Origin of the sequence: Sphingorhabdus sp. YGSMI21 (assembly GCF_002776575.1) — a bacterium.
Taxonomy (GTDB): Bacteria; Pseudomonadota; Alphaproteobacteria; order Sphingomonadales; family Sphingomonadaceae; genus Parasphingorhabdus.
Genome location: NZ_CP022548.1, coordinates 2709142 through 2726470 on the forward strand (window position 1 = coordinate 2709142; position 17329 = coordinate 2726470).

General features: G+C 58.3%; 14 protein-coding genes. 7 read left to right on the forward strand and 7 right to left on the reverse strand.

Annotated features, from left to right (window positions below; translation table 11 throughout):
* Nucleotides 1–26: 26 nt before the first annotated feature.
* The 3 genes from CHN51_RS13090 to CHN51_RS13100 are packed head-to-tail and all read left to right on the forward strand — an operon-like array spanning nt 27 to nt 2684.
* Nucleotides 27–710, forward strand: coding sequence for a response regulator transcription factor (locus CHN51_RS13090; protein ID WP_100094420.1), 684 nt, complete (start codon nt 27–29; stop codon nt 708–710).
* Nucleotides 711–712: 2 nt separating this feature from the next.
* A complete protein-coding gene (locus tag CHN51_RS13095; protein ID WP_100094421.1) occupies nt 713–2050 on the forward strand; it encodes a HAMP domain-containing sensor histidine kinase in 1338 nt (445 codons plus the stop codon).
* Nucleotide 2051: 1 nt separating this feature from the next.
* Nucleotides 2052–2684 (forward strand): hypothetical protein, encoded by a 633-nt coding sequence (locus tag CHN51_RS13100; protein WP_100094422.1) that lies wholly within the window; start codon nt 2052–2054, stop codon nt 2682–2684.
* A 51-nt stretch (nt 2685–2735) separates the two neighbouring features.
* Here the strand turns inward: CHN51_RS13100 and CHN51_RS13105 are convergent, their stop codons facing one another.
* On the reverse strand, nt 2736–4175 hold the full coding sequence (locus tag CHN51_RS13105; RefSeq protein ID WP_240616723.1) for a sigma-54 dependent transcriptional regulator: 1440 nt from the start codon (nt 4173–4175) through the stop codon (nt 2736–2738).
* 4 nt (nt 4176–4179) lie between these two features.
* Nucleotides 4180–4710: a heme NO-binding domain-containing protein gene (locus CHN51_RS13110; RefSeq protein ID WP_164089205.1), complete on the reverse strand. Its 531-nt coding sequence runs from the start codon at nt 4708–4710 to the stop codon at nt 4180–4182.
* 268 nt (nt 4711–4978) lie between these two features.
* Between CHN51_RS13110 and CHN51_RS13115 the strand changes: the two genes are divergently transcribed.
* Genes CHN51_RS13115 through CHN51_RS13125 form a run of 3 tightly spaced genes read left to right on the forward strand, consistent with a single transcriptional unit; the run spans nt 4979 to nt 8813 of the window.
* Nucleotides 4979–6163 (forward strand): polysaccharide biosynthesis protein, encoded by a 1185-nt coding sequence (locus CHN51_RS13115; RefSeq protein ID WP_100094424.1) that lies wholly within the window; start codon nt 4979–4981, stop codon nt 6161–6163.
* A 2-nt stretch (nt 6164–6165) separates the two neighbouring features.
* Nucleotides 6166–7578: a hypothetical protein gene (locus CHN51_RS13120; protein WP_100094425.1), complete on the forward strand. Its 1413-nt coding sequence runs from the start codon at nt 6166–6168 to the stop codon at nt 7576–7578.
* The gene (locus CHN51_RS13125; protein WP_100094426.1) at nt 7533–8813 is read left to right on the forward strand and encodes a DUF131 domain-containing protein; all 1281 of its coding nucleotides are present in this window, start codon (nt 7533–7535) and stop codon (nt 8811–8813) included. Before CHN51_RS13120 ends, CHN51_RS13125 begins: the two co-directional genes overlap by 46 nt.
* 172 nt (nt 8814–8985) lie before the next feature.
* Here the strand turns inward: CHN51_RS13125 and CHN51_RS13130 are convergent, their stop codons facing one another.
* Genes CHN51_RS13130 through CHN51_RS13145 form a run of 4 tightly spaced genes read right to left on the reverse strand, consistent with a single transcriptional unit; the run spans nt 8986 to nt 13219 of the window.
* On the reverse strand, nt 8986–10011 hold the full coding sequence (locus CHN51_RS13130; RefSeq protein WP_100094427.1) for a glycosyltransferase family 4 protein: 1026 nt from the start codon (nt 10009–10011) through the stop codon (nt 8986–8988).
* The gene (locus CHN51_RS13135; protein WP_100094428.1) at nt 10008–11000 is read right to left on the reverse strand and encodes a glycosyltransferase family 2 protein; all 993 of its coding nucleotides are present in this window, start codon (nt 10998–11000) and stop codon (nt 10008–10010) included. The genes CHN51_RS13130 and CHN51_RS13135 overlap by 4 nt, the downstream gene beginning before the upstream one ends.
* Nucleotides 11001–11027: 27 nt before the next feature.
* Nucleotides 11028–11957: a glycosyltransferase family A protein gene (locus CHN51_RS13140; protein ID WP_100094429.1), complete on the reverse strand. Its 930-nt coding sequence runs from the start codon at nt 11955–11957 to the stop codon at nt 11028–11030.
* The gene (locus CHN51_RS13145; RefSeq protein WP_164089207.1) at nt 11954–13219 is read right to left on the reverse strand and encodes an oligosaccharide flippase family protein; all 1266 of its coding nucleotides are present in this window, start codon (nt 13217–13219) and stop codon (nt 11954–11956) included. Before CHN51_RS13145 ends, CHN51_RS13140 begins: the two co-directional genes overlap by 4 nt.
* 282 nt (nt 13220–13501) lie before the next feature.
* Here CHN51_RS13145 and CHN51_RS13150 point away from each other — a divergent pair, with 282 nt between their 5' ends.
* Entirely contained in the window at nt 13502–14962 is a 1461-nt protein-coding gene (locus CHN51_RS13150; RefSeq protein WP_206169898.1) for a WecB/TagA/CpsF family glycosyltransferase, read from the forward strand.
* A gap of 9 nt (nt 14963–14971) precedes the next feature.
* Here the strand turns inward: CHN51_RS13150 and CHN51_RS13155 are convergent, their stop codons facing one another.
* Nucleotides 14972–17266, reverse strand: a complete 2295-nt coding sequence (locus tag CHN51_RS13155; RefSeq protein WP_100094431.1) for an ATP-binding protein — start codon at nt 17264–17266, stop codon at nt 14972–14974.
* Nucleotides 17267–17329: the final 63 nt, after the last annotated feature.

Consider the following 17329-nt stretch of genomic DNA (forward strand, 5'->3'; position numbering starts at 1 on the left):
ACCCTATCTGAGAATGAGCCAAAGCCATGCCCGGTCTTAACATTCTGCATATCGAGGATGACGCGCAGACCGCGGACATGGTTTCCGCCGCGATGGCGCGGACCGGTGCCAAAACTATATGGGCAGCCGACGGAAACGAGGGCCTGCGCCTTGCCGCCGGTTCGCAATTCGATCTCGTGATCCTCGACCGGATGCTGCCGGATATGAGCGGCATAGAAATTATCGGCAAATTGCGCGAGGCGGGAGTCGATGTGCCGGTGCTGATGCTGTCTGCTCTGGGCCGGACGGAAAACCGGATCGAAGGGCTGGACGCCGGGGTCGACGACTATCTCGCCAAGCCGTTCGAACAGGAAGAGCTGATTGCTCGGGTTCGCGCCCTGCACCGGCGCGCGAGCGGGCAATCGCATAGCGCCGTGATCATATTCGGCGACATGGAATGCCATATCAAGGCGCGCACCGCGCACCGGCAGGGGCGGCATGTTCCGCTCAGCCCAAAGGAGTTCGACCTGTTCCGGTATTTCATGCAAAATGCCGGGGAGATCGTTACCCGCGAGATGCTGTTGCTGAACGTCTGGAACCTGAAATTCGATCCGCAGACCAATGTCATCGACGTCAATGTCGGACGGTTGCGGCGCAAGCTGGAAGAAGGTTTTGACAAGCCGGTACTGGAGACGATCTGGGGGGCAGGATACCGGCTCCACGCCGTCTGATCATGAGCATTTTTTCTTCCTTGTTCGGTCGATTGAGTCTGATCGTCATTCTCGTCTCGATAGCGTCTTCTACCGCCTTGTTCGCGATGACCGAATGGATCGTACGAACCGAGTTCCGGGAGCAGATGGCGCGCAGCGTCGATACGGATATCGCCGGTCTGGCCGATATTTATATCAGCGGCGGCGCGACCGAATTGCGCCGGCGGATATCGGACCGGCTGGAATTGCAGTCGCCCGATGACAAGCGCTACTATCTGCTCGCATCGCCCAGCGGCCGGGCCATCATCGGCAATGTCGATTCCTGGCCCGAACTGTCTTCGGAAAATTCCGAAGCAGGCTTTTTCCGTCTGGCAGACGGAACGCAGATATTTGCTCGGGCCACCCAGCTGAACCCGGACCTGAAGCTGCTTGTCGGACGCGACACTCAGGCCCGGTCGGCCTTGCTCGCGCGGATCCGGATCGCTTTCCTTGGTGCCGGGATTTTGATGGTCATGATATTCAGCATGATCGGCTATTATTCCACCCGCCGCCTGAAAGGCCGGCTCGGCAGCATGAACGATGCCTTTCGGGAAATTGGCACCGGGAATCTCGCGGCCACCATTCCGGTTGACCAGCGAGGTGACGAGCTTGACCAGCTATCGCGCCACAGCAACGCCATGATAGGGCGGCTCGCTTCGCTGGTTTCTGCGCATCGCGACATTTCAGACCATACTGCGCATGAGCTGCGCACGCCGCTGATGCATCTGGATAACCGTCTGATAACGGCTATCGGCCAAAGCAAGGACCCGCTGCACAGCGAGACACTCGGCTGGGCGCGGCAGGATATTCGCGATATCATCCAGATGCTGGACTCGCTGCTCGACATAGCTTCGAGCCGCGCCCAGAAGGGTGATCGCAGCGGATTGTCACCCTGCGATGTCTCGGAAATCGCAACCGAAATGGCCGAATTGTTCGCCGAAAGCGCGGAGGATCTCGGAATAAGCTTCGGGACCGACATTGCCCCGGGTGTCCAGATGATGGCCAATCCCGCCCATATCCAGCGCATATTGTCCAATCTGCTCGACAATGCGCTGAAATATACGCCGAAGGGTGGTACGGCGGAGCTCGCGCTACGGCCAGGTCCAGTAATCGTGGTGCGGGACAATGGTCCGGGCATCCCCGAAAATATGCGGGAGAAGATTTTCGAGCGCTTCGTTCGCGTGGATGCCAGCGGGGCGAAGGGGCATGGCCTCGGTCTGGCTCTTTCACAGGCGCTGGCCGAGCGCAACGGACTGGTCATCACATGCCGGGACGCCGAGCCCGGAGCGCTGTTCGAAATCAGACCGGAAAGGAGTGGTTGATATGAGGAACCGATATTGGCCGACGATTGCACTGGCGGCGTCGGTGTCGCTTCTGTCCGCCTGCACCAGCACGGCTCCCGGCACGGCTGCGCGAACATCTCCCGAACGTGCCGATATCGCCATTGCTCCGGTCGACGCCAGCGCGGTTATGCGGGCAGCCGATGCTATTGCGGCGGGGCAGGCGGCGGCGCACGCTGCCGATGCCGGTGCGCTGCGCATCGCCGCGCAGATGTTGGAGAATCTCGGAGCCAGACCTGCCGGCGATCAGCAGGAAAATCTTTCGAGAAGCTGGAACCAGCGCGCCAGCCTGATCGATCCGTCCGTCGCGCCACCGGTCTATCGTGGCCGGGCGCTCGGACCATCTTATAAAAAGGGGATGGTCTCGGCGACGTCGCGGGTCAGTATCGAGCAGATTTTTCTGGCGGGAAAAAAGGCCTCGGTGGCGCTGGTGCCTGGTTCTCCGAAGCCGCTGACCATCGAGATCAGCGATGGCCAGGGAAAGCGGGTCTGCAGCCGTCACACGTCCTCCAGGCCTGCAAATTGCGAGTGGTTGCCGCTCTTTACCGAAAGATATCAGATCAATATCCGGACCAGCGAGAGCCGGCCCGTAAGCTATTATCTGGTATCGAACTAGGTCATTAGCAGCGGGAAATCCCGGGCAATAGTGGGGTGGCGTGCGCCCGGGTTAGATGTCCGGCGATGCGACGTTCCATTTTTCGCGTTTCCGGTACAGCGTCGACGGGCTGACGCCCAGTTGTCTCGCGGCTTTGGTCAGGCTGCCGTTACACCGGCGAACCGCTCGCTCCACAAAAAATTGTTCGATCTGCTCCAGGGTCATGTCGTCAAAACTGCTCAGACCATCCCGCTGCTCCGGAGCGATAGGTTGCGCTCGCTCGCCAACCGGTTCGGAGGCTGGAACTGGGCGGGCGGTTACCGGCGTGGCCGGGTCGACAAACTCTGGCAATATGCTCGAATCCAGATCGGGGCCGGCAAACATCACCGCCGCCCGCCGCATCAGATTCTGCAGCTCGCGGACATTGCCCGGCCAGTTGTGGCGCTCGAAACTTTCCGCCAGACGGGCGTTCAGCGGGAGGAATTTCTTGCCCTCCTCTTCAGCGAATTTCATCAGGAAAGAGTTGGCGAGCAAGGTAATGTCTCCGCCCCTTTCCCTGAGAGGCGGCAGGTCGATGGGTACGACGGCGAGCCGATAGAAAAGATCTTCCCGGAAGCGCCCCTGTTCGACTTCCTCTGCCGGATTGCGGTTGGTCGCGCAGATGATGCGGACATCGACATCCTCGGCCTTGGTTGCGCCCACCCTCTGGACAGTCCCCGTTTGCAGGAAACGCAACAGCTTGACCTGCAGCTTCAGCTGCATCTCGCAGATTTCGTCGAGAAACAGGGTGCCGCCATGGGCCGCCTGCACCGCGCCGACCCGGTCCGTGATCGCGCCCGTAAAAGAGCCTTTCAAATGGCCGAAAAGCTCTGATTCCAGCAGGTCCTCGGGAATCGCTCCGCAATTGATCGCGACAAACGGTTTCTTGCCTCTGGGACCCGACTTGTGGATGGCATCCGCACACACTTCTTTGCCGGTCCCGCTTTCGCCGGTGATGAAGACCGTGGCCTTGGAATTGGCGACATTCCGTATCTGGTGATAGACTTCCTGCATCGGCGGGCTGGAGCCGATAAAGCCGGCAAAGTCGCTGGTGCCGGAACCGGCCTGCGGATCTTGTATCACGTCGGCCTGGACCGATTTCGTAACCTCCACAGCCCCCTTCATCGCTGTTACCAGACGGGTCGGTGAAAGCGGCTTGACCATGAAATCATAAGCACCCAGACGCATCGCGTCGATGGCCCGGTTGATCGAGCCGTCTGCCGTGGCGACGATGACCGAAATTTCGGAGAGAATGGAGGCATTATTTTCAAGCCAGTCCAGCCCGTTGCCATCCGGCAATTGTAAATCCAGCAATACCGCCGAGAATCCGGAATTCTCGCGCTCCAGTTCGATATTGGCATCGGCGAGATTGTCGACGATGACACAGCGGAAGCCTGCCGTCTCCAGATGCCCCGCATAGGCAATGGACAATGAGGCAATGTCTTCGATGATCAATATCTTGTGACTGGACACAGGCTTATCCCTTTATCGTGAAGATGGCCGACTTTCCGTCAACGGCACATTCCCACTCCAGTGAACGCTGGTCACCATAATGGTCCATGCAGCCCTGAACCAGACCATGGGCGATGGCAGCCATGGGACGGTGAGAATGATAGTGAATGACCGTTTGGCCGTCCCGGACATCTGCAGTGACCTGGGGAGGGCGCGCATCGGGATAGAGCACACAGACTTCAGTATGAATATGGCTGCCGACGTGTGTTAACAGGGCTTCTGCCGAATTGTAGCTTTCCATGATATGCGGATATAATATATTGAACCGGTCATAGAGATATTTGCCGAACAGACGGCAAAGTTCAGTGGCTTCGATGCCGGATTGTTCGGATGCCTGGCCAACCATTGCAAGGGCATATTCCGATGGATAATTGCCGATCGACGTAAATGCACCGTCATTGGGAAGCGCCGCTCCCGATATCACCTGGTCGGCGAATTCCGGTGACTGGACTTTCTCCATGAACCGCACCAGTTCCGTAAATATTATACCCTTCATCTTGCTCCATTCCTTTTCGTGCCGGTTGTTCCCCGGTTCTAAGCATCTTCCATGCCAAAACGCGAATGGCTGAATTCCGAGAGGCCGTGGCGGATACCTGCATTTTGCAACAAGCGACATTTGCAATATGCGACAAAAGCTTTGCAAAATGCAAACGCCGGCCCAAATATTTTGCATTATCGGAACGTTAACCGTCGCGAGCCGTGCAAATCAGAGACTGGCACGGCCGTTGCAAAGACTGGCCTGAATCCAAATTTCAGGTGAAAATATGACCCACAAGACCATCGCAACACTGATTACGGCCTCGCTTTTAGGCGGCTGCGCGACCATGGAACGACCGGCAAATGCCATTGGTAGCCAATATGCGCCGCAGCAAGTCGAGGCCGCAGCAGGCGGCTACCGTTCGTGCCAGGCGGCCATGACGCCGATAGCAGACTTGCCCGCCAGGCAGGTGGCTTCGCATGTGTTCGCCGGCACGCCTGATCTTCTGGCATCCGGCGACCGGGTCCGCCTGAAAGTCGCCGGGGATGAAGACAGTATCTCACGGACCTATGTATTGGCGGCGAATGGCACGATCACACTGGACGGGAGGCTGACGATAGGCCTCGCCGGAAAGTCGATTGTTGAGGCCGAGAGGGTGATTGCCAAGGAACTGGCGGATGCGGGCCTTATTCGCGGATTGAGGAACAGTGTCAGATTGCAACTGCTGGAGCTCGGGGGTGTCAGCATCGCCGTCAGCGGCGCGGTGTTCGAGCCGGGTATGATCCGGGTAGGCGAGCGCAATCCGGAAACCCGGGGTGTCAATCTCAGCAACGGTGATTCCGGAGACCGCAACGCGAGCCGGTCCCTGACGACAACATTGCGCGCGGCCGGCGGTGTCCGGCCCGACGCCGATCTGTCAGCCGTTTATCTGGTCCGCGGCGCTCGCTGGACCAGAATTGATCTGAACGGCGCGATCTACGGGAGCGCAATCGATGATATCGCACTGACGGCGAATGATCGGATCATCGTCGGGTCCCGCGCCTGCTTCCAGGATGATCTCGTCAAGCCGTCACAGATCACGGCACCAGGCATTCGGGTCTATATGTCGAACCTTTCGCGTCCGGCCAGCAACAACGCCTCGTCCGCGATCAATCGTGATGCAACCAACCTGCCTTACGGCACCCGTCTCTCGCAAGCCATGGTGGCAGCCAATTGTGTCGGCGGATCGGCGATGAACGCAGCGCGAAAAGTGGTGCTGATGTCCCGCAACCCGATCAGCGGGCAGTCGGTGGTCATCCAGCGTTCGGTTGAAAAACTGGTCCGCCAGAATGATCGCGATGGCAGGGACCCCTATCTGATGCCGGGAGACAGTCTGGCCTGCTACGACAGTTTCGCGATGAATATGCGCGATGTGATCAGTCTGGTTGGCGAAACCGCTTCTCCTTATTTTCTGCTGAAGAATCTGGACTGATCATGAAACAGGAAATCATCGAACAGCCGGGTCTGCATATGAGACTCTGGCACGCGGTGAAAAACCGCAGGCCAATGCGTATGCGGCACAAGCGCTATCTGAAAACGGCGGCGGTCTGGATCATCGTGATCTGGGCGCTGACAGGCCTCTTTCTGGCACTGGCGCCCGACCAGTATCGCAGCAAATTCACCCTTATCCTGCCAGGCTCCGGTGCCGGCGGCTCGCTCAATGTCGAAAGCATCGGACAGGCCCAGTCATCGGTTGCCTCCGCTTTTTCCAGCGCGACTTTGAGCCCTACAGAAAATTACAAGCGCTTGCTGATGACAGACAGAACCCTGCGCCAGAGCGCAGAGAAATCCGGTGATAGAATGCACCGCTTCCCCGCGCCCAATGTGAAGCTGATCGACCAGACAAATCTGATTCAGGTGGAAGTGGTTGGTGCGAGCGGCGAACAGGCGAACAAACGCGCCATAGCCCTGAAGGACACATTCCTCAACCAGCTGGATGAGCTGCGCAAGAACGAAGCGGAAATGCGCGAAAACTCGGACAACAAGAATTTGATCATGCTGGAAAAGAAAGTCAGAACGACGCAACAGGCATTGCTCGATTTCCAGGCAAAAACAGGATTGGTCTCACTGGATCAATTCAACACCCGCATCGCCAATATGGACGCGCTGCGCCAGCAGGAGCGGGAGGCCCGCATAATGTTACGACAGAAAGCAGCGGAATCAGGCCGGTTTTCTTCCATTCTTGGCAAGAGCGTTAGCGGGGCCAATACCGCGCTGCGGCTGCGGTCCGATCCGGTGTTCCAGCAACTGGCAGACCGCTATGCCAAGCTGGAAGTCGAAACCCGGGAAAAGGAAGCTACTCTTGGCGATAATCACGGCGATATGGTTCAGGCCAGATCCGAACGGGACCAGCTGCAAAATGCGCTGCTTGACCGCGGACGCGCGCTGACCGGGCTGGGTTCCGATGCCATCCTGAAAAATGTCGATATCGCGGTTGCGGACGGCAGAACCAATATGATGCAGGGCATGATCGTTGCCAATTCCCAGAGCGCCGGTGCGCGGGCCGGTCTGGCCGAAATCCGAAGAGATATTTCCAACCAGTCGATGAAGAGCAGCGAACTCGTCAAACAGGCTTCGCAGCTGGCGGATCTTGTGCGGGACCACCGAGTGGCCGAGGCTGTATTCTCCTCGGCGCTGGCCCGCGTTGATACCAACAAGCAGGATCCGTTTGCTTCCTATCCTCTGGTTCAGACGCTCGAGCAGCCCTCGTTGCCGCAATCCCCATCGAGCCCCTCGGTTCTGCTCGCTTTGGCGGGCGCAACGGGCGCGACCATCATCATCCTCATAGGACTGGCATTGCTATGGTTCAGACAGCCGATCATCCGCAGAATAGCTCCGAATATTTAGTCCATCACACCATATTGGCCACTTGGCTCTTATGGTTGGTGGGCGGGCTCTATATCGCGGGGCCGGTGCTCGGTTGCCTGCTGGGCCTACAGGCCCTGTATTTCTATTATATCGGTCCAAACTTGCCGGAGTCCAAGCGGCTGCCAGCGCCGCACTGGTCGATATCTGCCTGGCTCATCGCGATGACAATCATGCTGGTGATATTGATCGCCGGGCATCTCAATTTCAGCCTCGGTACGGGTGCCACCATCAAATCGGCGATAGGCTGGGCCAAGGGATGGTTGCTCATCGCACTGTTCATATTCGCCGGTGCGGTGCTGCCGATCCGGCGAGAGATTGTCTATCGGGCAATCTGCCGAACTGGCAAATATACGATATTGTTGCTGCCCCTGTTTCTTGTCGCGCCTTTTGTCGGATTGCCAGCAACCCTGTGGGTTTCCCCGCTTCAGATAATTGGCGGCTCCGGTCCGGAATATTTTGCCACCATCCTCTATACTCTGGAGCCCGGGTCGGGTGCGCCCCGATGGCAGTTTTTCGCACCCTGGTCGCCGGCGGCCGGGATGGTCGGGCTGGTCTATCTGATTTGCGCCTGCCAGGAGAAAGACCGCCGCTGGAGAAATTGGGGAATTGCCGCAGCTCTTGCCATGATCCTGTTATCCCAGTCACGGCTGGCGCTTGTCGGCCTGATCATGATCGCGCCTATTCCGCTGCTGTTCGGCCAGGTGACGCGTTCTTTTCTCTGGTTCCTGATATTGCCAATCGTTCTGCTTTCCGGCTGGTTTGCGGTCGATATCCTTGAAGCACTGAATCTTGCGAAGTCCGAGTTTTCCGGCGCCAGAGCCGACTCAACCCGGGTCAGGGAGACGCTGGGCCGGATCGCTGTGGAACGCTGGCAGGCCGAGGCATTCTGGTTCGGTCATGGCGTAGTCGAGCGCGGCCCGCATCTGGTCGAATATATGCCGATCGGCAGCCATCACAGCTGGTATGGGCTGTTGTTCGTCAAGGGGCTGCTGGGTCTGCTTGCGCTGGCGACCCCGCTGATGATCACGCTTGCACTGTTGCTGCAATCGGCCCTGACTTCCCGGCTGGGACAGACGGGGCTGGCCATGGCCATGCTGCTGCTGATGTACAGCTTTGGCGAGAATCTGGAATCTCTTGCCTATCTCTATTGGCCGGCGCTGTTGCTCATCGGCATGGCGTTGCAGCATAGGAGCCGGCGGCAAGCCGCCAGCTAGCGCATCCGGTTTGCTGCAGTGCCATCTTGCCCACAGGGCATGATAAAATCGACATGATGCCTCCCGCGCGCCATCCGGATGGTGCCCGCCTTTCCGATGGTCAAAAAAAGAGCCCCCGCCTTCGCGGGAGCTCCCTTGGTCCACTCTGGTGGACTGTTGATAGAGCGGCGGCTCATGCTGCCTGGGGCAGGGTCCGGCTTGAGGAAATGTCTACCAGCAGCCGCAGCCATCTCTCGATGCGCTTTTCCGTGATATCCAGACAGGCTCCCCGGCCTGCCACCGACATCTGCACAAGTGGCAGATGTCGGATATTTTTCAGCAATTTGACCGTCGAGGCTTCGTCCTCAAAATCGACAATCAGGCCAGCGTCACCCACCTGTTCCGGTAGTCCGCCGACGCCTGACACGATGACCGGTCGGGCGGCCAAACGGGCTTCCGTGGCGACCAGCCCATAGGCCTCGTATTTCGACGGGATCGCGACAAGGTCGCATCTGCCGAGAAAGTCGTCCACCCGGTCAATCTGTCCGTAAAATGATATGTTGCGACGGGATCCGGCCAGGCGTTTGAGCTTCTGTTCATCCGGCCCGAAACCGCCGAGCAACAGCCTGACCTCCCGCTGATCGCCCAGCGCATTCATTGCCCCGATAAGGCGGTCAAAGCCCTTGTCCCCGACAAACCGGCCATAAGCGCCGACGGTGATCGGTGCCTTCAGGGAAAAATGGGGACGCGACAACTGCGCCAGTCCCTGCATGTCGCTACAGGGATATATGATCTGGCGCCTGGGCGCCCGGAGACCGGTCGCTTCTTCGAGCCAGATTGCTTGCGCGTTCGAGACGCATATCACGCGGTCGAACATCCGATACGCCAGTTTCAGCATGGAGCGGAAACGGGTCTGGTCGGTTACGTGCAGCGTTTCCCATTCCCGGGAGTAGCTGTGCTCGACCAACACCAGACTGGCCTGCGCGTTGCGCGCTGCAAGCGAATAGAGAAAGGGCAGGGTTTTCCAGCTCATCGAGAAATGAACGATGATCACCGCCGCATCCATTTTCGGTGCGATGCTCCAGTCGGGATGGACTTCCTGGCATGTAATATCGAAATGGCGGCGCAGGGCAGGGTGCCGGAACAGCGCGAGATTGCGTGTGACACCCCCGATCGAAAGGTCGTCAATCAGGTGGACGACTTTTGGCAATGCGCTCATCTCAGCGCCCTCCCGCCGGTCCAGCCGTCGGCCAGCCGGTTGACAAACGGCGTCGGCAGATATCGCGCGGCGGCAGCGGCAAGAAAGGTGAATGCCGATTTCACCGGCTCTCTGACGAGCGGTTTGGCCGAGATGGCGAAGGCCTCTTTCAGTAATATGAGCGCAAAGGCGCCATCGCCCATCTGGACGGCGCGCCGGGCAAGATAGCGAAGCTGATATGATCGTGCTTCATCGCCGTACCGCGCGATGAATTCCGGCGCATAGGCCATGGTTTTGATCATCACCCGGTTCCAGCTGTCATATTGTGCGGCGATATTGGCCGACAATCCGCCGGAGACGATGCGATAGTTGGTTAGCAGGCCGACGATCCCTTCGAAACGGAATCCGCCGGTCAACGCCATGCGTATCCACAATTCGATATCTTCGGACTGGCGAAAGCTTTCGTCAAAAAAGCACGCGCGGCCAGGCTCATCGGGATGGTCAAATGCGATGCTGTCCAGCGCCGTTTTGCGGATCACGGGTGCCGACCCGTTGCCGACGGGATTGCGGGTCAGGATATCCTGAGCGGAGATATTCTCAAGTTTCGGTCGCTGCGCCTGACGGAGCAGACTTCCTTGTGAATCCATGAATCGCGAACCGCTGTAGCTGACGCCGACCTGCGGGTTATTGTCGAGGTGGATTTTGTGCAGCGCGAGCTTTTCCGGGTCCCAGCTGTCGTCGGCATCGAGCAGGGCGATATATTCCCCGCGCGCTGCCGATATGCCGCTGTTGCGGGCGCCTGCAAGGCCGCGGTTGGGCTGTGCGATTATCCGGATGCGGGGGTCGGCGTAGGAGGCGCAAATGTCGACGCTGCTGTCGGAGCCGCCATCGTCCACTATGATAAGCTCGAAATTGCCGAACGTCTGGGCGAGCACGGATTCAATGGCCTCGGTGACATAATGCTCGACATTGTAAACGGGCATGACGATTGAGATCGCTGGTTTGGTCATTATATTGTCCTTCTGAAAAACTGATGATCAGGCGAAAAACTGGATTCTGGCGGAGCGGGGGATCAGCAGGGCGGCGACGGCTGAAATCAGGGTCAGCCAGCCGCGCCGGGCATCTTTCAGAAAAGCCAGACGGTCGGACCGGATCCCCCGCATCGCATAAGAGAGAGCGACCTTGGCCGGCGCGCCGGCCCGCAAGGCACGGCGGGACAGATAGCGGCAGTAGATGGCTTCGGCAGATGGCACTGTATCGTGGTCTGCATATAGGCTCGCCAGCGAACGCCAGCCGGCATGCATGGCCGACAGATCGACCGACAAGCCGTTAGGGCTCATGCGATAATCCACGAGATGATGATCCATTCCGCAAATATCATGATCAAAGGAGACGAGCCGCGCGATCCATTCCTGATCCTCGGCATAAGACATGTCGCTCCGGAAACCGCCGACGGCGTCGATCGTCTCCTTCACCACCACGAGGTTGGACATGGTACAGGTCGGATTTTCCGCGATGACCTGTTCGACCGTTAGGGGACCGGGCGTGACCGTCGAATATGTCTTCGCCTTGTCGCCGGGCTTTGCGTCATGGTCAATGAAGGCGATCTGGGCATAGCTTGCCGCAACGTGCGGATGTCTGGCATGGAAAAAGCCGTGCATCTCCAGTTTCTCGGCTTTCCAAAGATCGTCGGCATCCATGAAGGCCACGAGCTTGCCCCGAGCCTGCGAAAGGCCGAGGTTGCGCGCCGCCGATACGCCTTGGTTGGACTGCGAAACCAGCTTGATCCGGGCGTCTTCGCTGGCCAGCGACAGCATGATCCCCAGGCTTTCGTCCGTCGAACCGTCGTCGACCAGGATGAGTTCGAGGTCCCCGTCCGTTTGGGTCAGCACCGACTTGATCGTCGCGAAAAGATACGGAGCGGCGTTGTAAACGGGCATGATCACTGAAAAATGAGGAGGGTTCATAGGGAAATTTCCTGTTTGCTTTGAAAAAATTTGGTCATGATGAAGAAGGAATATGTGGAGATGATCGAGGCGGTCCCGATCACCCAGCCTGCAGCGGCTTGCTCCAGCCCGATATGCGCGCCGACAAACATGGCAGAGAGAGCCGCGACACAGACAATAAGTCCGAGCCAAGCATCGAGAGCCGCTCGCCCGGATGCTCGCAGATAGGCGGAGGCAATAGCACCGAGCAGCAGGGGAATGCCGGCGAGTGACAGGATCTGGATTAGCGGAATGGCCTGAATCCATTTTTCCCCGAAAATCAGCGGCACGTAAATGGGGGCAAGCGTATATTGTACGAGTGACAGGCCGCTGAAAATGACCAGGCCGGCGCCGAGAATGAAGCGCAGCGTGCCTCTGGAATCGGCCAGCGAATGCGGGTTGCACAAATAGGGATAGATCACCGTGCCAAAGGCCGTGGCCAGCGTGCCGATGATGCCAATGCCGGCGTTGAAGGCGAAATAATAGCTGCCGAGGGCGGAAACGCCGAGCAGCGCGCTGATGATCAGCTTGTCCAGATTGTTGCGCAAGGCGAGCAATATGTCGGTCGCCAGCACAGCGGCGCCGAAATTTATCATTTCCGACCGGTCTGCATAGCCGTGAGCCGGGTTTGCGGTCCAATGCTCCGCCCGCCGCATCATGATCAGCCACAGGGGAGCGGTGATCAGTTTCGGCAATATGATGGCCCAGGGATTTGCCCATGCGAGGATCAGCGCGCCGGTGATCAGATGGTCGGCTATGGTCTGCACCGCACCGATTCTTGCCACGGTCGCCATTTTTCGGGCGCGCATCAGCCGAAAGCACTGGACGAGACCGCCTGGCATGAAGAAATAGACACCGCACAAAATGGCCAGCATCTGGGCGGCAAGACTCTGGTGAAAGACGGTGAACAGAACCGCGGCGACAGCCAGCTGGATGACCGCCACCAATGAGCACCAGAACCAGAATATGGCCTTGGCCGTATTGCAGACAGCCTCCAGCATCTCGGCCGGTGCTGCGATGATCTTTTGCCCGACTCCGATATTGGCGATGACGCGGATCAGTTCGAAAAGGCTGAGGGTCAGCGCTGCAACGCCGACAAGTTCCGGAACCAGCTGGCGTGCGATAACAACGACAACCAGGATCCGGACAATGCGGTTAACCAACTCGGCCGATCCATAAGCCATCAGGCCTTGCACGATGGAGCGCTTGCTGTGTTGATGGCTATGTGACGTTGCGGCGTTCATGTTGCGGTTCCCAAACTGGTTCGGGACAGTCATTTCAATTGCCATGCCAGTTTCGGAAAATAGCGGTTTTCCAAGCGAAACACTGGCTAGCGGGAATTTAACCCTTTGCAGACTGTTGCAGAGTGGGTGGCTATGTTTGCATTTTGCGAAAAATTTCGCGTTTTGAGCAATCCGGGGCTGCGGCTAACGATGCATTAACCTCATATCTAACTGATAAATATGGAGATTCAGATTCTGGCACGCGAAGTGCGGTGGTGACAGCCTAGCAAATGGAGTCCCACAATGAGCATATATCAATCCGCTGCCACTTTTTCTGCCAGCAACAGCCGGCGTGTCTCGCCGCTTATCATAGGTCGCAGCAGCATGACCGAACTGGCCATCTCGACTTATGATGAGACCGCCTTTTCGCTATTCGGTCTGGTTCTCGCCAATGGCAGTCTGCCTGCGGTAGCCGGGAAGATCGTCCGCGCCGCTTCGCAAGGGGATCGCAACGCAATTTATTTCGTCAATGCCCATTGCATCAATATCGCCAGACAGGACCCAAAATATGCAACCGATCTGCGGTCCGCCGATATCTTGCTGCCCGATGGCAGCGGCCTCCGGCTCGCTGGCAAGCTGGCGGGCTCGAAGCCGGTCGACAATCTCAACGGGACCGATCTCTTCCCGCATATCTGCGAAAAGGCAGCGCAGGCCGGCCAGAGCATCTATCTGCTGGGGGGAAAGCCCGGGATCGCTGCTGCTGCTGCCAAGAATATGCGCAACAGATATCCGGGGCTTTGTTTTGCCGGGACGCAGCAAGGCTATTTTGATCGTGGTACCGACGAACAGATTATCGAACAGATCAACCGTTCTGGTGCATCTATCTTGATGGTCGGCATGGGCGTTCCTGCGCAGGAGAAATGGATTGCCCGATATCGCGACCGGATCACGGTGCCGGTGATCATGGGGGTAGGGGGCCTGTTCGACTATTATTCGCACAGCATACCCCGTGCACCGGCGCTGCTGCGTCAATCGGGTCTGGAATGGTGCTGGCGGCTGGCCATGGAGCCACGGCGGCTGGCTGGTCGCTATCTCGTCGGCAATCTGCGCTTTATCGGTCATGCTATCGCCCACGCTTTTGTCGTCAGGGGCCACGCCGCCCGCTATGCTGCGGCGTCAAAACGCACGTTGGATCTGGCGATCGCGCTGCTCGCCTTGCTGGTGCTCGGGCCGCTTGCGGCGGCAATCTGCCTGCTGATCACTCTCGAAGACCGGGGTTCTCCATTTTTCCGCCAGACCCGGATCGGAACCGACGGCAAGCCTTTCCGAATTTGGAAATTCCGCTCGATGTACAAGGATGCCGAGGCGCGAAAGGCTCAGCTCGCGGAACAGAACGAGCGCGATTCCGTCTGTTTCAAGATGAAAAGCGACCCGCGCATCACCCGGATAGGCAAGTTGATCCGCCGCACCTCCCTGGACGAATTACCGCAGATCCTGAACATTCTGGCAGGTCAGATGTCGGTGGTCGGACCACGACCGGCGCTTCCGGACGAGGTGCTGGCCTATAAGGACAAGGAACGGGGCCGGCTGACCGGGAAGCCGGGTCTGACCTGTACCTGGCAAGTCTCCGGGCGCGCGGATATCCCGTTCGAACAACAGGTCGACATGGATTTGGAATATCTCTCGAAACGGTCTTTGCTGCGCGATCTGGTCCTGATCACCCGCACGGTCCCGGCGGTGATCACCGGAAGGGGAGCCTATTGAGCCGCCGGCTTATTCATCTCCTTCGCCGGTCCCATTTTCCCGGGACCGGTGGAGGGCCGCGATTGTATAGTCCAGCATATCCTGAACCGGCAGTAATTCCTCAGCTGCTCCCAACTTTCCGTTCTGGCGGATAGAGTCTATTTTCTCGAGCAGGGCATAGGCTCCGAAGCCGGTGCAAATTCCTCGCAGCGCGTGATGAGCCGCGTTGACAGCGCGTTCATCTCTGTCTGTCCAGGCCTGGCTGAATCTTTCGCACCATTTTTCGATATCGCTGCCAACGGCATCGACCAGCGCCGCGCGGCGGCTTTCCGGTATCGCCAATAACTGTTCGGCAAATTTGCTCTGGTCGAGAAATTCGACCGCGCCGAATTCGGGAACGCGCTTCTGATGGTCCGGTTCGCCACCGCCTTGCGGGACATCCTGCCCACAAATCTGCCCGATCACATAATGCAGGCCGGACAGGTTGATCGGCTTTGATATCACCCCGTCCATGCCCGAGGCGAGGATCGCGGTGCGTTCGCTTTCCGCAGCAAATGCGGTGACCCCGAAGATCGGGATTTTCGCATATTTCCGGCTTGCCCTGACCAGACGCGACGCGTCCATCCCGTTCATCGGCATCCAGACGTCCATCAATATACCGTCAAAATCGTCATCGGCCAGCGCGTCCATGACCTTTGAGCCGTCATCTACCACCACCGTTTCGCAGCCCATATTCTCTAGCATCGCCGTGATCACGATCTGATTGGCCTCTACATCCTCGGCTACCAGCAGTCTGGGCGCCCGGCCGTCGATCCTGAACTTGTGGGTAACAAGTGCCTTCGTTTTTGCCGCGGCCAGTTCGGAACCGTCGCTCATGGTGATTGGGATCATGAACCAGAAAACACTGCCGAAACCGATTTCGCTTTCGACGCCGATATTGCCGTCCATCGCCTGAACGATACGCTTGCAGATTGACAGACCTAGACCCGTTCCTTCGATGGCGCTGTCATTGGCAATGCCACGGTCCAGATCTTCAAACAGCCCCTGCTGGACATCCTCAGGGATGCCGCATCCATCGTCCGACACACAGAATTTCAGGAATTGCCCATCCTGTTCCGTGATGATGTCAGCGATCAGTTCGATCCGGCCGTCGCTGGTATATTTGATCGCGTTGCTGACGAAATTGTCGATCATGTTCCGGACCCGCGTGGGATCCGTTACGATATGTTCCGGACAATCTGGCGGCAGGCTGGTGAAAATTTCCAGCTTCTTTTTCCGGGCGAGCGGTTGCCATGTCGCTGCTGACTTTTCGACCAGTTCCGGCAGATTGAGCTCGCGCATCTGCAGGTCGAGCTTCCAGCCGTCGGCGCGGGCATATTCGATAATATCTGCCAGCAGGAACAACAGCTGGTCGCCGCTGTCCCGGGCCAGTTCCACATGCCGGAGCTGTTCCGGCGTCAGATCGGTGATGCTGAGCAGTTCCAGAGTCGCCAGCACGGCGTTCATCGGGGTGCGGATGTCATGGCTCATCATCGCCAGAAAGCGGGATTTCGACTTGTTCGCCTCGACGGCGGCCGCGCGCGCCTCTTCCAGTGCTGACCCCATCAGCTCCATGTCGACAAGACGTTGCGCGAGTTGCTCGCTCTTGCGCTGTTCTTCTTCACGCGCGATCTTCAGGTCATTGGTCAGATTCTGCAATTGCCGCGCCCGGCGCTCGCTCAGCTTCCGCAAAATCTGTTCCTGCCGCTCGGCCTGCCGGTCCTTGGTGATATCGCGAACCGCGCCGAAGCCGAAGAAGCGGACACCGTCGGGTGACCTTTTCTGGGTGACCGACCAGCGTAGCCAGCGAACCTTGCCATAGTCATCACAAAAGCGGAAATCGCCCTCGACATTCTCGTCAACCAGCCGGCCTTCGGAGGCAGCGATGAGTATGGCCATCGCATCCGCCTGGTCGTGAGGGTGCACCATGGCGGCAAACTGCACGAAACTGGTGACCGGTTTTTTGGAGCCGATCACGCTGGCGAAATTGTCCGAGCCGATGAACTGCTGGTCTTCGTCGCCGTAAAAAGTTGCAACATTGGCCAGATTCTGGGCGCTGACATGCGACAATGTCTGCCGGTTAACATGTTCGAGAAGCTCGACCTCTTTCTGGCGCAGCTGTTCCTGCGCGAGAGTCAACGAACGGCTTTTTGTCTCCAGAAGCTGCTCGGCCTCGGCACGCGCAGCCTCGCTCCGGGCCAATCTCCGTTCGACCAGCCGCAAATGCTGTTCGGCATCATTTGACGGCGCATTTTCTGCAGGCTTCACCATGATGTCCGGTACCATATATTGGTTTATCGTTGGTGAACCAGCTTAATCTTTGGCGCAGAAGCCAACGACCGCACCACC

Coding starts and splice junctions, on each gene's coding strand:
- CHN51_RS13110 (WP_164089205.1), bottom strand. CDS start 4,710: ATGAAGGGTATAATATTTACGGAACTGGTGCGGTTCATGGAGAAAGTC.
- CHN51_RS13090 (WP_100094420.1), top strand. CDS start 27: ATGCCCGGTCTTAACATTCTGCATATCGAGGATGACGCGCAGACCGCG.
- CHN51_RS13125 (WP_100094426.1), top strand. CDS start 7,533: ATGGTTCAGACAGCCGATCATCCGCAGAATAGCTCCGAATATTTAGTC.
- CHN51_RS13145 (WP_164089207.1), bottom strand. CDS start 13,219: ATGAACGCCGCAACGTCACATAGCCATCAACACAGCAAGCGCTCCATC.
- CHN51_RS13100 (WP_100094422.1), top strand. CDS start 2,052: ATGAGGAACCGATATTGGCCGACGATTGCACTGGCGGCGTCGGTGTCG.
- CHN51_RS13115 (WP_100094424.1), top strand. CDS start 4,979: ATGACCCACAAGACCATCGCAACACTGATTACGGCCTCGCTTTTAGGC.
- CHN51_RS13155 (WP_100094431.1), bottom strand. CDS start 17,266: ATGGTACCGGACATCATGGTGAAGCCTGCAGAAAATGCGCCGTCAAAT.
- CHN51_RS13130 (WP_100094427.1), bottom strand. CDS start 10,011: ATGAGCGCATTGCCAAAAGTCGTCCACCTGATTGACGACCTTTCGATC.
- CHN51_RS13120 (WP_100094425.1), top strand. CDS start 6,166: ATGAAACAGGAAATCATCGAACAGCCGGGTCTGCATATGAGACTCTGG.
- CHN51_RS13140 (WP_100094429.1), bottom strand. CDS start 11,957: ATGAACCCTCCTCATTTTTCAGTGATCATGCCCGTTTACAACGCCGCT.
- CHN51_RS13150 (WP_206169898.1), top strand. CDS start 13,502: ATGAGCATATATCAATCCGCTGCCACTTTTTCTGCCAGCAACAGCCGG.
- CHN51_RS13095 (WP_100094421.1), top strand. CDS start 713: ATGAGCATTTTTTCTTCCTTGTTCGGTCGATTGAGTCTGATCGTCATT.
- CHN51_RS13135 (WP_100094428.1), bottom strand. CDS start 11,000: ATGACCAAACCAGCGATCTCAATCGTCATGCCCGTTTACAATGTCGAG.